This window comes from Pseudomonas sp. PDM02, from assembly GCF_014852285.1.
Classification (GTDB): domain Bacteria; phylum Pseudomonadota; class Gammaproteobacteria; order Pseudomonadales; family Pseudomonadaceae; genus Aquipseudomonas; species Aquipseudomonas migulae.
In genome coordinates this window covers 174,976-188,281 of record NZ_JACVBL010000009.1, presented here as the reverse complement: position 1 = coordinate 188,281, position 13,306 = coordinate 174,976, and the positions used below count along the sequence as shown (strand labels likewise).

12 protein-coding genes are annotated in these 13,306 nt (G+C 59.2%); 7 read left to right on the top strand and 5 right to left on the bottom strand.

The window, feature by feature from the left end; genetic code table 11:
- Positions 1-47 precede the first annotated feature (47 nt).
- From IB245_RS17650 to IB245_RS17640, 3 genes are read left to right on the top strand one after another with little or no spacing between them, the layout of a single operon-like run.
- Positions 48-671, top strand: coding sequence for an FMN-binding negative transcriptional regulator (locus IB245_RS17650; protein ID WP_192228174.1), 624 nt, complete (start codon positions 48-50; stop codon positions 669-671).
- 9 nt (positions 672-680) lie between these two features.
- A complete protein-coding gene (locus tag IB245_RS17645) occupies positions 681-1,127 on the top strand; it encodes a GNAT family N-acetyltransferase (RefSeq protein WP_008038140.1) in 447 nt (148 codons plus the stop codon).
- A 17-nt stretch (positions 1,128-1,144) separates the two neighbouring features.
- A complete protein-coding gene (locus IB245_RS17640; RefSeq protein ID WP_008030727.1) occupies positions 1,145-1,816 on the top strand; it encodes a GNAT family N-acetyltransferase in 672 nt (223 codons plus the stop codon).
- Positions 1,817-1,909: 93 nt separating this feature from the next.
- Here the strand turns inward: IB245_RS17640 and IB245_RS17635 are convergent, their stop codons facing one another.
- Positions 1,910-2,809, bottom strand: a complete 900-nt coding sequence (locus IB245_RS17635; protein WP_192228173.1) for a homocysteine S-methyltransferase family protein — start codon at positions 2,807-2,809, stop codon at positions 1,910-1,912.
- A gap of 112 nt (positions 2,810-2,921) precedes the next feature.
- Here IB245_RS17635 and IB245_RS17630 point away from each other — a divergent pair, with 112 nt between their 5' ends.
- The 3 genes from IB245_RS17630 (at position 2,922) to IB245_RS17620 (ending at position 7,289) form a co-directional block, all read left to right on the top strand.
- Positions 2,922-3,743 carry an ABC transporter substrate-binding protein gene (locus IB245_RS17630; RefSeq protein ID WP_008038142.1) on the top strand — a complete coding sequence of 274 codons (822 nt, stop codon included), beginning with the start codon at positions 2,922-2,924 and terminating at the stop codon, positions 3,741-3,743.
- Complete coding sequence (locus IB245_RS17625; RefSeq protein ID WP_008030736.1) at positions 3,740-4,576, top strand: amino acid ABC transporter permease; 837 nt, start codon at positions 3,740-3,742, stop codon at positions 4,574-4,576. The genes IB245_RS17630 and IB245_RS17625 overlap by 4 nt, the downstream gene beginning before the upstream one ends.
- A gap of 457 nt (positions 4,577-5,033) precedes the next feature.
- The gene (locus IB245_RS17620) at positions 5,034-7,289 is read left to right on the top strand and encodes an autotransporter domain-containing protein (protein ID WP_225609910.1); all 2,256 of its coding nucleotides are present in this window, start codon (positions 5,034-5,036) and stop codon (positions 7,287-7,289) included.
- A gap of 78 nt (positions 7,290-7,367) precedes the next feature.
- Here the strand turns inward: IB245_RS17620 and oadA are convergent, their stop codons facing one another.
- Both oadA and IB245_RS17610 read right to left on the bottom strand, forming a co-directional pair.
- Complete coding sequence (gene oadA / locus IB245_RS17615) at positions 7,368-9,176, bottom strand: sodium-extruding oxaloacetate decarboxylase subunit alpha (RefSeq protein ID WP_008038148.1); 1,809 nt, start codon at positions 9,174-9,176, stop codon at positions 7,368-7,370.
- Between the two features lie 11 nt (positions 9,177-9,187).
- Positions 9,188-10,603, bottom strand: a complete 1,416-nt coding sequence (locus tag IB245_RS17610) for an acetyl-CoA carboxylase biotin carboxylase subunit (RefSeq protein WP_008030739.1) — start codon at positions 10,601-10,603, stop codon at positions 9,188-9,190.
- A gap of 190 nt (positions 10,604-10,793) precedes the next feature.
- Here IB245_RS17610 and IB245_RS17605 point away from each other — a divergent pair, with 190 nt between their 5' ends.
- Positions 10,794-11,756 carry a LysR family transcriptional regulator gene (locus tag IB245_RS17605; protein WP_192228172.1) on the top strand — a complete coding sequence of 321 codons (963 nt, stop codon included), beginning with the start codon at positions 10,794-10,796 and terminating at the stop codon, positions 11,754-11,756.
- Here IB245_RS17605 and IB245_RS17600 read toward each other — a convergent pair.
- A complete protein-coding gene (locus IB245_RS17600) occupies positions 11,698-11,907 on the bottom strand; it encodes a PA3496 family putative envelope integrity protein (RefSeq protein WP_008030742.1) in 210 nt (69 codons plus the stop codon). The two genes, IB245_RS17605 and IB245_RS17600, sit on opposite strands and share 59 nt — an antisense overlap.
- Before the next feature lie 188 nt (positions 11,908-12,095).
- On the bottom strand, positions 12,096-12,962 hold the full coding sequence (gene hexR, locus IB245_RS17595; RefSeq protein ID WP_008027445.1) for a transcriptional regulator HexR: 867 nt from the start codon (positions 12,960-12,962) through the stop codon (positions 12,096-12,098).
- Between the last annotated feature and the right edge of the window lie 344 nt (positions 12,963-13,306).

Genomic DNA, 13,306 nt, shown 5'->3' with positions numbered 1-13,306 from the left:
GACCAATAGCCTGCCTAGGATGGACGCATTCGCCAAGGAATTTTTCCATGTACAACCCCAGCGGCTTTGCCATCAAAGATTTGCATGAACTGCAGCAGCAGATACTCGACACGCGTCTTGCCGTGGTGATCACCCACGACGAGCAAGGCTTGCAAGCCAGTCACCTGCCGTTGTTGTTCAGCCCTGACCAAGGTCCGAATGGCACCCTGTACGGTCATTTCGCCCGGGCCAACCCGCACTGGAAGGCACTGCAAAACGGTGCCGAAGCGCTGGTCATTTTCGCCGGTGCCGACGCGTACATCAGCCCGGGCTTTTATCCGAGCAAAGCCGAGCACGGCAAAGTCGTACCGACCTGGAACTACGTCGCCGTACACGCTTACGGCACCGCAGAGGTTTTCACCGACGCCGACCGCCTGCTTAACCTGGTCAGTACGTTGACCGATCGCCATGAAGCCGGTCGCGCCCAACCATGGACAGTCGCTGATGCACCCGCCGACTACATCGACGGCATGCTCAAGGCCATCGTCGGGTTTGCCCTGCCGATCCAGCGCCTGGAAGGCAAACGCAAACTCAGCCAGAACCGCAGCACCGCAGACATCGCCGGTGTGCGCGAGGGGCTCGCCGCCAGCCCCGACGTGCACGACCAGGCCCTCGCCCACTTGATGCGCTAAGGATTGAACATGAGTCAGATTGAAATCCGCCAGGTCACCGCCGCTGATCACGCTGCGTGGCTGCCGTTGTGGCAAGCCTACCTGCGCTTCTACAACACCGAACTGCCTGAGGCGGTCACGGACAGCACATGGCAACGCCTGCTCGACTCGAATGAACCGACTCATTCGGCATTGGCGTGGAGCGACGGCAAAGCGGTCGGCATGGTGAACTTCATCTACCATCGGTCGAACTGGAGCATCGAAAACTCCTGCTACCTGCAAGACCTGTTGGTAACACCCGAAACCCGCGGCACTGGCGTCGGCCGCAAACTGATCGAATTTGTCTACGCGACCGCCAAAGCGGACGGTTGCTGCAAGGTCCACTGGTTGACCCACGAAACCAACGCCACCGCGATCCAGCTCTACGAGCGCATCGCCGAGCGCCCTGGTTTCATCCAGTTCCGCAAAGCCCTTTAAGGTTCAAGGAGAACGACATGACGACTTCACTCGCAGACTGGAAAGGCGTCCCGGCGCCAACGGTGCAAACCATCGAAGGGCGCTTCATCCGCCTGGAAAAACTCGACCCGGCACGCCATGGCGACGGTTTGTTCAAAGCCCTGCAAGGCCCCGGTGCCGACCCGAAACTCTGGGATTATTTGCCTTACGGTCCTTTCCCGGAGCGCAGCGTTTTCAACGACTGGCTGAACAATCACGCGGCCAACAGCGACCCGTATTTCTTCAGCGTGATCGACCGTGCCAGCGGCGATGTGCAAGGCATTCTCAGCTTGATGTCGATCGTTCCGTCTCAGGGCCGTATTGAAATCGGCCACGTCACGTTTGGCGCGCCGATGCAGCGTTCGCCGAAAAGTACCGAGGCGGTGTATCTGCTGGCGAAAGAGTCGTTCGCGCTGGGCTATCGGCGTCTGGAGTGGAAATGCAACAACGGCAACGCTCGCTCCAAGTACGCGGCTGAGCGCTTGGGGTTCAGTTTTGAAGGGGTGTTCCGCCAGCACATGGTGGTCAAGGGGCAGAACCGGGATACGGCCTGGTATTCGATTCTGGATTCGGAATGGCCGGTGGTTGGGGCGGGGTTTGAGCGGTGGTTGAGTGATGAGAATCAGACGGGGTCGGGGCAGGTGAAAACTCTGGCTGAGTGTCGCGGGTAAATCAGCGGCGCCTGGACGGACGCCTTCGCGGGCAAGCCTCGCTCCTACGGGATCATACGAACCTGTAGGAGCGAGGCTTGCCCGCGAATGGCATCACACCAATTTCTGGGCCAACACCGCAATATGCTCCGGCCCAATCCCGCAGCACCCACCCAAATGGCTGGCACCGCGCTCTTTCCAGTCCGCCGCCCAATGCAGGTAGCCCGGCGGGTCCAGATCGTCGCGCAACGGGTCCAGGCCGTCATTGGCCGTTGCCTCTTTCGGTTGCGGCGGGAAGGCATTGGCGTACGCGCCGATGTGAATCTTCACCCCCAGACGCTCGAAAGTTTCCCGCGCCGCATCAATCGCCGCACCGATCACTTCCGGCTGGCTGCAGTTGAACAGTAACGTCTCGACGCCCAGCTCCGCAGCCACCGCAGCGGCTTCGGCCACAGGTTCGCCGGAACGCAAACGCGGGACTTCGTCCGTGTCCTCATCCTTCAGGGTAAACGACAGCCAGAACGGCTTGCCGTCCTGCGGCAGACCGGCGTGAATCGCTCGCGCTTCCACGATCGAGCTCTGGGTTTCGGCCAGCCACAGGTCGACATGTGGGGCCAGCCCCTCGACCAGCGGCGCGAGCAGTTCCGTCACCCGAGCTGCATCGAACAAATCCGGACGATAGGAACCGAACAACGGCGGCAATGAACCCGCCACACGTACCGGTTTGCCCGCAGCGTCCACCGCACGCCTGGCCAACTCCCCGGCCAGCGCCGCGAGGGCTCGACCCTCAGCCGCAAAACGTTCTTCGCCAATGTGAAAAGGCACCACCGCATAGCTGTTGCTGGTGATCACGTTCGCGCCGCTTTCGATATAAGCCGCATGCACCGCCTCGACGGCCTGCGGCGCTTCGCTCAAGGCCAGCGCCGACCATTCAGGCTGTCTGAATGGCGCACCCCGACGTTGCAACTCACGACCCATGCCGCCATCCAGAATCACTGTGCTTGCTGCGCTCATATGCTTTTTACTCATATGCTTATGAAAATAACTCACTACCAGAGTAGTTCTTATAACTATTTAATACGCACCATTCGGTTAATAACAACCATTTTTTTATCAGGGGTCGACTGTGAAACTTCAACCACTACTGGCCCTGGGCCTGACGATTCTGGCTGCCTCCACCCAGGCCTTCGGCGGCGCCACGCTGGACCGCATCGAGCAAAAGAAAGAACTGGTCGGCGTGCTGATGGAAAGCTATCCGCCCTTCTCGTTCCTCAATGACCAAAACCAGCTCGACGGTTTCGACGTTGATGTGGCCAAAGCCGTGGCCAATAAACTCGGGGTCAAACTGCGCCTCGAAACACCTTCCTGGGATGTGATCGCTGCCGGCCGCTGGAGCGGGCGCTACGACATTTGCATCTGCTCCATGACCCCGAGCAAGGCCCGCGCCGAAGTCTTTGATTTCCCGGTCGAGTACTACGCCTCACCCGCGGTGATCGTGGTCAACGCCAAGGACGACAGCATCCACAGCGCCAAGGACCTGAGCGGCAAGAAAGTCGGCCTCACCAGCGCTTCCAGCTACGAAAGCTACCTGAACAAAAACCTGGTGATCGAAGGCGCCGAAGACACGCAGTTGCAGTACCCGTTTGAAAACGTGCAGATCGCCCCGTACGACACCGACAACGTGGCGTTCCAGGACCTGGGGCTGGGCGCTGGTGTGCGACTGGATGCGGTCCTCACCAACCTGGTCACCGCGCAGCCACGCCTGACCGAAGACAAACGCTTCAAGCTTGCCGGCGAACCGCTGTACTCGGAACCGAACTCGGTGGCCATCGAAAAAGGCGATGCACAGTGGGACGCCAAGGTGCGTGACGTCTTCGCGCAACTGAAACAGGACGGCACCCTGAGCAAACTCTCGCAAAAATGGATCGGCGCCGACATCAGCAAATGACTTCCTTTCCCAACCCACCTCAGCCGCCACAACCGGTGGCTGAGTCCCGGCTGCAACGGATCTTCGGTTTTCGCACGCGGCTGTACCTGACCTGGGCGGCAATGCTGGGTCTGTTTGCCAGTTTCTTCCTGAGCTTCGACCTGAAGTTCTCGATCATCCTCGACAAACTGCCCAACCTGATCGGCCTGCACCTGGCGCCGAACGGCTTTCTGCAAGGCGCGGCGCTGACCCTGTTTTTGTGCCTGTGCTCAATCGTCGCGTCGTCGCTGCTGGGCTTCATCACCGCCCTCGCACGGCTGTCGAAAAGCGCCGTGGCCTTCGGCATTGCAAGTTTCTACGCTTCGTTCTTTCGCGGCACTCCGCTGCTGATCCAGATCCTGCTGATCTACCTCGGCCTGCCGCAACTCGGCATCGTGCCGGGCGCCGTCGTCGCCGGGATCATCGCCCTGTCGCTGAACTACGGCGCCTACCTCAGCGAAATCTTCCGCGCCGGCATCCTCGGCGTCCCCCACGGCCAGCGCGAAGCCTCGCTGGCACTGGGCATGCGCGAAACCGTGATCTTCTGGCGCGTCACCCTGCCGCAAGCCATGCGCACCATCATCCCGCCGACCACCAACCAATTCATCTCGATGCTCAAAGACTCGTCACTGATCTCGGTGATGGGTGTTTGGGAGGTGATGTTTCTGGCGCAGTCGTATGGGCGCTCGAGCTATCGCTACATCGAGATGCTGACGACGGCCGCGGTGATTTATTGGGTGATGTCGATTGGGTTGGAGCTGATTCAGGCGCGGATGGAGCGGCATTATGGGAAGGCGTATTTGAGTCGTAGTTAGGAAAGGATTGCAGCTTTCGAACCTGCGCAACCCTTGTAGGAGCCGGCTTGCTGGCGATGGCGATCTCAAGGACGCCATCGCCGGCAAGCCAGGCTCCTACAAGTACCTCCAGAGCAATGAATCGAGGGCGTCACAGCCTTTGGCTCAACGTGATGAGCTGTGGGTAGACGAGTTTCCAGGCCGTAACAAACAGACCAGTCCTGAAATGCTGTAGGCAAAAACGCTCGCTCATGAAGGCCACCGCGCGATTAGACTTCAGGGCTAAATTTTAGCTACAACCGAATGTCCAAGACCCTGCAAAAATGCCGGAAACGCCCGGCATTCAAGGCCAGGGCCCGCCTCCTAAAGTTCGACCTCCTGAAAAACGAGGTCGTACTCAATGCCCAAGCCTTACCCTCATCGCCCGCACCGAATCGCGTTGGCGGTCGCCCTCACACTCGGCAGCATCGAGTTGTCCATGGCTCAGCAAGCAGAGCTCGATACCGTTATCGAAGCCCCCGCCAAGAAGGCTCGTGCAACGCCTTGGCCTAGAAGAGATGACCTTCTGGCGATCAAAAACTTCATTGGCCCTATGTCGCATGCCGTCAACGCCGCTGCGCCTGAGCCGATAGAATCGTCCATTCCGGTGGTATCCGCACCACCAGCTCCAGAACCTGTGGATCTTTACGCAGACCTCTACGAGTTTCCCGAAACTCCCAACGATCCACTCTTACCAAACCTGCCCGAAAAAGTCGCAGAGCGCATCACCGCCGAACCGGTCATCAATGACCTGTTAGCGACCGGGGAATTGGTCCCTGCGATGGAACAGCACAATCAGGCCCACGGGACACCTGACACACCTTCCGAACCGGTAAACGACGACGTCCCGCTCACGTTCGAGGACTTTGCAAAAGCCGACACAACCAAGCGCACTACTGCGTCAGGGCGGTACACAAGCATCGACGGCGTCTCACTGGCGCTAGGGGACGGAAATGACCTGTTGATAATCAACAAGGGCGCCAGCTTTTCAGGGGAAATACAGGGCGGCGACGGGGTAAACGGCATACTCCTGGACTCCCCCGAAGGCGGCATACTCGGCCAGACCCGTAACTTCCTTGGATTGCGAGTTGCCCGAGGTGCCTGGTCTTTGACCGGCAAAGGTGACTTTGACGTAGGAGCAGAAGTGTTGAACGGTGCGAAGCTGTTCAACATGGGCAGTATCGCGGGTGATGTCGACGTTCTAGAGGGTGGCACCTACGGTGGGCACGGTGAAGTTCGCGACCTGTTCGTAAGGGGCACGTTAATGGTCACTGAGGCGCTGGGGGCGCCACACGTCAAAGGAGACCTGATCCTTACGCGAAACGCCACGCTGTCTTACGCAGTAACCGCTGCCGGTCAAATGCCAACCCTTGTGGTCGACGGTGTTGCGGACCTTTGGAACGCCTCTCTGAATGTCGCTGCACTGCCGGGCAGCTATTCAACCAGCAACGTATACACCCTGCTCCGAGCCAGCAAAGTGGACGGTGAATTCGATCGTGTCACCAGTAATCTGGCGTACCTGACTCCAAAACTATTCCAGTCCGAAACCGAGGTGATGCTGCAATACGCTCGCAATGAATTGCCACTGGATGACTTCGCCCTCGACGACAACAGCGAGAACTTTGCCCTGAGTGTTGTGGAGCCTGCCGTCTCGGCAAATGCCGCCATTACTGCCCTGCTCGGTTCGACCGTGGATACTGCGGCCAATGCCCTCGATCAACTCTCTGGTTACAGCACCGCCAATCTCGCCAAGACAACGCTGAACAGCGACGCTCCGGTGAGCGCCAGCATGCTTTCGGCCATGCGTCAGTTGGATGACGCCTATAGCAAACCCGGCAGGCGAAGCAGTTCACCTCACCTGGCTGCCGGTAGCGAAAACGAAGGCAGAGTCTGGCTGCAAGCGCTGGGGCACGGTGGAAAAGTGGACCGTGATTATGACGCTCTGCAACATTCCACCAAGGGTCTGGTAATGGGTGCAGATTGGAGAATTGATGAGGAATGGCACCTGGGTGTGATCGGCGGCAAATCCGACACTCGCCTGGATAGCCGCACACTCGATGGTCGCCTCGATAGCTGGCATTTGGGGGCCTATGCACTGCGCCAGAATGGACCGATGTCGCTTCGTTTGGGGCTCTCCCATAGCAGCCACGATGGCAGCACCAAACGTCGAGTAGCCTTCAACGGATTCAGCGACAACCCCAAAGGTCAGTACGACGCCAATACGCAGCACGCCTTTGCGGAAGTGGGTTACAACGTGGGTCGCGACGTCTATACCATCGAACCGTTCGCCAGCCTCGGCTATCAGCGCTATCAACGCGACGACTACAAGGAAAAAGGTGGGGATGCGACCCTGAAAGTCTTGGGACAAACACGGAACAACGTCAACAGCACCTTCGGTCTGCGCGTGGCGAAGCTCAACACGCTGAACAACGGAATCAAGTTGACCCCACATTTGAGCGCTGGCTGGAAACACACCTACGGAGAGGTCTTAAGCCACACCCGGCAAAAACTGGCGACCGGAGGCAGGCGTTTCACCGTGGAAGGTGCGTCGCTGGATCGTAACAGCGTGATGCTCGATGCCGGGCTCGATCTGTCTCTTTCGGCGCGGCATACGCTGGGCGTTGGCGTCACCGGGGAGATCGGCACCGACAGCCGAAATCATGGCGTCACGGGTCAATGGCGAATGACCTTCTAAACCCCATAAATCCCGGGCGAAAAAAAAGGGGAGCACATGCCCCCCCGAGGTTTAAAGCGTTGTATCGAGGCTGTTAACTCAGCCTTCGATCTCGATCAGGATTTCGCCCGGGTTGACCCGGTCGCCCTTGGCCACGTGGATAGCGGTGACTTTGCCGGCGATGGCCGCCTGCACTTCGGTTTCCATCTTCATCGCTTCGGTGATCAGCACGGCCTGGCCGGCTTTCACAACGTCGCCTTCCTTGACCAGCACGTCGACGATGTTGCCCGGCATGGTGGTGCTGACGTGGCCCGGTGCCGTGGCTTGTTTGCGCTTGCTGCTGCCGCCGCTGACGAATTCGTTGAGTGGTTCGAACACCACTTCTTCCGGCATGCCGTCGATGGACAGGTAGAAGTGACGCTTGCCTTCAGCCTTGACGCCGACACCGGTGATGTCGACGCGGTAGGTTTCGCCGTGGACGTCGATGACGAACTCGGTTGGCACGCCTTCGCCGCCGGCAGAGGCAACGCCGCCCGCTTCCGGAATCGGCAACAGCACTTCTGGAGTGAGGGTGCCGGCAGCGCGTTCCTCGAGGAATTTGCGGCCGATGTCCGGGAACATCGCGTAGGTCAGAACGTCTTCTTCAGACTTGGCCACGGCGCCGATTTCGGCACGCAGCTTGGTCATTTCCGGCTTGAGCAGGTCAGCCGGACGAACGTCGATCACTTCTTCGCTGCCGATGGCCTGGCGGCGCAGTTTTTCGTTTACGGTGCCTGGCGCCTTGCCGTAGCCGCCTTGCAGGTAGAGCTTCACTTCGTTGGTGATGGTCTTGTAGCGCTCACCGGCCAGCACGTTGAAGAACGCCTGGGTGCCAACGATCTGCGAGGTCGGGGTTACCAGCGGCGGGAAACCGAGGTCTTCACGAACGCGCGGGATTTCGGCCAGCACTTCGCTCATGCGGTTCAGCGCGCCCTGCTCTTTGAGCTGGTTGGCCAGGTTGGAGATCATGCCGCCCGGTACCTGGTTGACTTGCACGCGGGTGTCGACGGCGGTGAATTCGCTTTCGAACTGGTGGTACTTCTTGCGCACGGCGTAGAAGTACAGACCGATCTCTTGCAGCAATTCCAGGTTCAGGCCGGTGTCGAATTCGCTGCCTTTAAGGGCGGCGACCATCGACTCGGTGCCAGGGTGGCTGGTGCCCCAGGCGAAGCTGGAGATCGCGGTGTCGATGTGGTCGGCACCGTTTTCGATGGCCTTCATCTGGCACATCGCAGCCAGGCCAGCGGTGTCGTGCGAGTGAATGAACACAGGCAGCGACTGCTCGGCTTTCAGTGCCTTGACCAGTTCGCCTGTGGCATATGGGGTCAGCAGGCCGGCCATGTCCTTGATTGCCACCGAATCGCAACCCATGGCTTCCATTTGCTTGGCCTGGTTCACGAATGCCTCGATGGTGTGCACCGGGCTGGTGGTGTAAGCGATGGTGCCCTGGGCGTGTTTGCCCGCCGCTTTCACCGCTTCGATGGCCACGCGCAGGTTACGCACGTCGTTCATGGCGTCGAAGATGCGGAACACGTCGATGCCGTTGACCGCTGCCTTGGCGACGAAGGCTTTGACCACGTCGTCGCTGTAATGGCGGTAGCCCAGCAGGTTCTGGCCACGCAGCAGCATTTGCAAACGGGTGTTAGGCAACGCCGCGCGCAGTTGGCGCAGACGCTCCCACGGGTCTTCTTTGAGGAAGCGTACGCAGGCGTCGAACGTCGCGCCGCCCCAGCATTCCAGCGACCAGTAGCCAACTTTGTCGAGCTTGTCGCAGATCGGCAGCATGTCTTCGGTGCGCATGCGGGTGGCGAGCAGCGATTGGTGGGCGTCGCGCAGGATTGTGTCGGTAACGTGGATTTGCTTGCTCATTGTTCTATTCCTCACAGGCCTGCGTGGGCGGCGATGGCGGCGGCGATGGCCAGGGCCAGCTCTTCGGGTTTGCGCTTGATCGAGTAATTGGTCAGTTCAGGGTGGCTTTCAACGAAGCTGGTATTGAACTGGCCGCTACGGAATTCCGGGTTACGCAGGATTTCCTGGTAGTACGCGGCGGTGGTCTTGACCCCTTGCAGACGCATGTCGTCGAGGGCGCGCAAGCCACGGTCCATCGCCTCTTCCCAGGTCAGCGCCCACACCACCAGTTTCAGACACATGGAGTCGTAGAACGGCGGAATGGTGTAGCCGGTGTAGATCGCCGTATCGGTACGCACGCCAGGACCGCCGGGTGCGTAGTAACGGGTGATCTTGCCGAAGCTCGGCAGGAAGTTGTTTTTCGGGTCTTCGGCGTTGATCCGGAATTGCAGCGCGAAACCGCGGTGCTGGATGTCTTCCTGTTTCACCGAAAGCGGCAGGCCGGACGCGATGCGGATCTGCTCACGCACGATGTCGATGCCGGTGATTTCTTCGGTGATGGTGTGTTCCACCTGCACCCGGGTGTTCATCTCCATGAAGTACACCTCGCCCTCGGCGAGCAGGAACTCCACGGTGCCGGCGTTCTCGTAACCCACTGCCTTGGCTGCGCGCACCGACAGGTCGCCGATGTAGGCGCGCTGTTCCGGGGTCAGTTGCGGGCTCGGGGCGATTTCGATGAGCTTCTGGTTGCGGCGCTGGATCGAGCAGTCACGCTCGAACAGGTGCACCACATTGCCAAAGCTGTCGCCGAGGATCTGCGCTTCGATGTGTTTCGGGTTGACGATGCATTTTTCCAGGAACACTTCCGCCGAACCGAAGGCCTTGGTGGCTTCGGAAATGACTCGGGGGAATGCTTGTTCAAGTTCTTCTCGGCTGTCGCAGCGACGGATACCACGGCCACCACCACCGGAAGTCGCCTTGAGCATCACCGGATATCCGATGCGGTCGCCTTCGACCAAGGCTTCGGCGATGTCCGCGACGTTGCCCTCGGTACCCGGGGTGACGGGTACGCCAGCCTTGATCATGCTGCGACGGGCTTCAGTCTTGTCGCCCATGCGGCGAATCACTTCAGCCGATGGACCGATGAACTTGATGCCGCGTTCTGCGCAGATATCTGCCAGCTCAGCGTTTTCCGAGAGGAAACCGTAGCCGGGATGCAACGCATCACAACCGGTTTCTACTGCCAGATTCACCAGCTTGCGCGCATTCAGGTAACCGGCCAGTGGCTCGGCACCGATGCTGTGGGCTTCATCCGCACGCTTCACATGCAAGGCATGGCGGTCGGCGTCGGAATAGATCGCAACCGAGCGAATGCCCATCTCGGCGCAGGCTCGCACGATTCGTACGGCAATCTCACCACGGTTGGCGATCAGGATCTTTGTTATCACTTGGAGTTTCCCTTGAGCCGGTGGTACCCACGACCTGCTAGACCAGGTCGACGCGTGACCAAATGTTTCAATTCAGTCGCAGGCCCACACTAGCCCCCGCAAGGGATTAACAAAAATGATTAATTATTGGGTCAGGCATAAGTAAAGACTTATAGTTGATGCATCAGCCTGCGGCAGGAGCTTTCAGATAATGCGTAAGTCATTGATGCGTATGACATTGCGTCAATTGCAGATCTTCAATGAGGTCTGTGATTTACGGTCTTACAGCCGTGCGGCGGACGAAATGTCGCTCACACAACCTGCCGTGAGCCTGCAGATTCGTCAACTTGAGGAGCTGATTGGTCAGCCTTTGTTCGATTACGTCGGCAAAAAACTCTACATGACCGAAGCGGCTGAAGCGCTTCAGCGGGCCAGCCGGGATATTTTCGGGCGCCTGGAAAACCTCGACATGCAGCTGTCGGACATGCAGGGATCACTGCAGGGGCAACTGAAACTGGCGGTGGAATCCAGCGCCAAGTATTTCGTGCCGCATCTGTTTGCCGCGTTCAAGCGCCAGCATCCGGAAGTGAACCTGCAACTGACCGTGGTCAACCGTGGGCAAGTGATCCGCCGCCTCTCCGACAACCGCGACGACCTGGTGATCATGTCCATGGTGCCGCAGGACATGGGGCTGGAGTTCCTGCCGTTCCTCAACAATCCGATCGTGGCCGTGGCGCCACCGGATCATCCGTTGTGCCATATGGGGCCGTTGCGCTTGCAGGACCTCGAACCCTACACGCTGCTATTGCGCGAACCCGGCTCGGGGACGCGACTGGCGTGCGAAGAGTATTTCAAAGAGAAGCGCGTGCATTTCAACCAGACCCAAGAGGTCGCATCGGCCGAAGCTCAGCGTGAATGTGTACTGGCGGGTCTGGGCGTCGCGCTGTTGACGCGCCACGCCCTGAACCTGGAGTTGGCGACCGGCGGACTGATCGAGTTACCGGTCGAAGAACTGCCACTGTTTCGCAGCTGGTGCCTGGTGCAGGCCAAGGCCAAACGGCTGTCGCCGGTGGCCCACGCATTCCTTGCGTTTATCCGCAGCGAACGGGTGCAGATCAGCGCCCTGGTTGAGCGTTTCGACGGGAAGTTGCGGGAGCTGCCTGCCAGTAATTGAGTTCCAGCTCGGGAAAATCACCGATCTCGGCCAGCAACTGGCGGCGTTCGCAGCGATCTTCGATAGCGCGACGAAATTCCATGCGGCGCTGGTCTTCTTGCTGACGACGGGTTTTGACGGCGCTGTTGCGTTCTTCGTAGGGCTGGGCCATTTCGAGTCTCCCAAGGCGATTACGGGAGTTACAGGATGGGCGCGAGGGATGACGGTTTGGCGGCTTGTGCGTTACAGGCAGATGAAGGTTGTCATGTTTGAGGACGCCTTCGCGGGCAAGCCTCGCTCCTACAGACAGCGCATACCCGTAGGAGCGAGGCTTGCCCGCGAAGACGCCCTCAAGACGAATCAGTCGTCGAGGGCTTTCACCGATTTGGGCGACAACCGCAAGCTGCGCAGGCTGCGCTTGACGCTCTTGAGGTGGTTGACCAGGCTCGGCCCGCGCGCCATGGCTACGCCCATCGCCAACACATCGATCACCACCAAATGGGCGATGCGCGAGGTCAGCGGTGTATAGATTTCGGTGTCTTCATGCACGTCGATGGCCAGGTTGACGGTCGACAGCTCGGCCAACGGCGTCTGGCTCGGGCACAAGGTGATCAACGAGGCGCCGCTTTCGCGCACCAGGTTGGCCGTGATCAAAAGATCCTTGGAACGCCCGGACTGGGAAATGCAGATCGCCACGTCAGTCGGCTTCAAGGTGACCGCCGACATCGCCTGCATGTGCGGGTCGGAATACGCGGCTGCCGTCAGCAGCAACCGGAAGAATTTATGCTGGGCATCCGCCGCCACCGCACCTGACGCGCCAAAGCCATAAAACTCGACACGCTGGGCCTGGGACATCAGCGATACCGCTCGCTGCAACTCCACCGGGTCGAGCTTCTCGCGAACCTCCATCAGGGTGTGCAGGGTCGTGTCGAAAATCTTCAGGCTGTAGTCGGCGACCGAATCGTCTTCATGGATCGCGAACTGACCGAAGCTCGCACCGGCCGCCAGGCTTTGCGCCAGCTTCAGTTTCAGATCCTGAAACCCGGAACAACCGATGGCGCGGCAGAACCGCACGATGGTCGGCTCGCTGATGCCCACGCTGTGGGCCAGGTCGGCCATGGAGCTGTGCATCACCGCCGCCGGGTCAAGCAGCACGTGGTCGGCGACCTTGAGCTCCGACTTGCGTAACAGGTGGCGTGACTGGGCGATGTGTTGCAGCAGATTCAAGGGGCTGGACTCTTTGTTATTGGCAGGCGCCGGGGATGTAGCAAGCTTGTAGTTATACTACATGAATTGGCTTTTTGCCTGCTCAATGCGCAACCGAATCCCTCGTTTTCAGGCGTGCGCGCTTCATGTAGCACTCATTATCAGAGCTGCAGCGCAACCGAAGCATACCCTTAGGCTAACAACCCTCCCTGATCGACTCACTCAAAGCAGCAGGGTCTTAGTTGCTACAAGAGCAAAAAATAAAACACTCAAACTTACAAATGCAAATAACAACCCTCTTCCAAAAACAACTTCACCTAGTTACCTTGATCGTGCAGGAAGCAATCAAACTTAATTAAAGGAGT

Bases quoted from the DNA above. Each gene is read 5' to 3' on its own strand.
- IB245_RS17650 (WP_192228174.1), top strand. From the start codon at position 48: ATGTACAACCCCAGCGGCTTTGCCATCAAAGATTTGCATGAACTGCAG.
- IB245_RS17645 (WP_008038140.1), top strand. From the start codon at position 681: ATGAGTCAGATTGAAATCCGCCAGGTCACCGCCGCTGATCACGCTGCG.
- IB245_RS17640 (WP_008030727.1), top strand. From the start codon at position 1,145: ATGACGACTTCACTCGCAGACTGGAAAGGCGTCCCGGCGCCAACGGTG.
- IB245_RS17635 (WP_192228173.1), bottom strand. From the start codon at position 2,809: ATGAGCGCAGCAAGCACAGTGATTCTGGATGGCGGCATGGGTCGTGAG.
- IB245_RS17625 (WP_008030736.1), top strand. From the start codon at position 3,740: ATGACTTCCTTTCCCAACCCACCTCAGCCGCCACAACCGGTGGCTGAG.
- IB245_RS17620 (WP_225609910.1), top strand. From the start codon at position 5,034: ATGGCTCAGCAAGCAGAGCTCGATACCGTTATCGAAGCCCCCGCCAAG.
- oadA (WP_008038148.1), bottom strand. From the start codon at position 9,176: ATGAGCAAGCAAATCCACGTTACCGACACAATCCTGCGCGACGCCCAC.
- IB245_RS17605 (WP_192228172.1), top strand. From the start codon at position 10,794: ATGCGTAAGTCATTGATGCGTATGACATTGCGTCAATTGCAGATCTTC.
- IB245_RS17600 (WP_008030742.1), bottom strand. From the start codon at position 11,907: ATGGCCCAGCCCTACGAAGAACGCAACAGCGCCGTCAAAACCCGTCGT.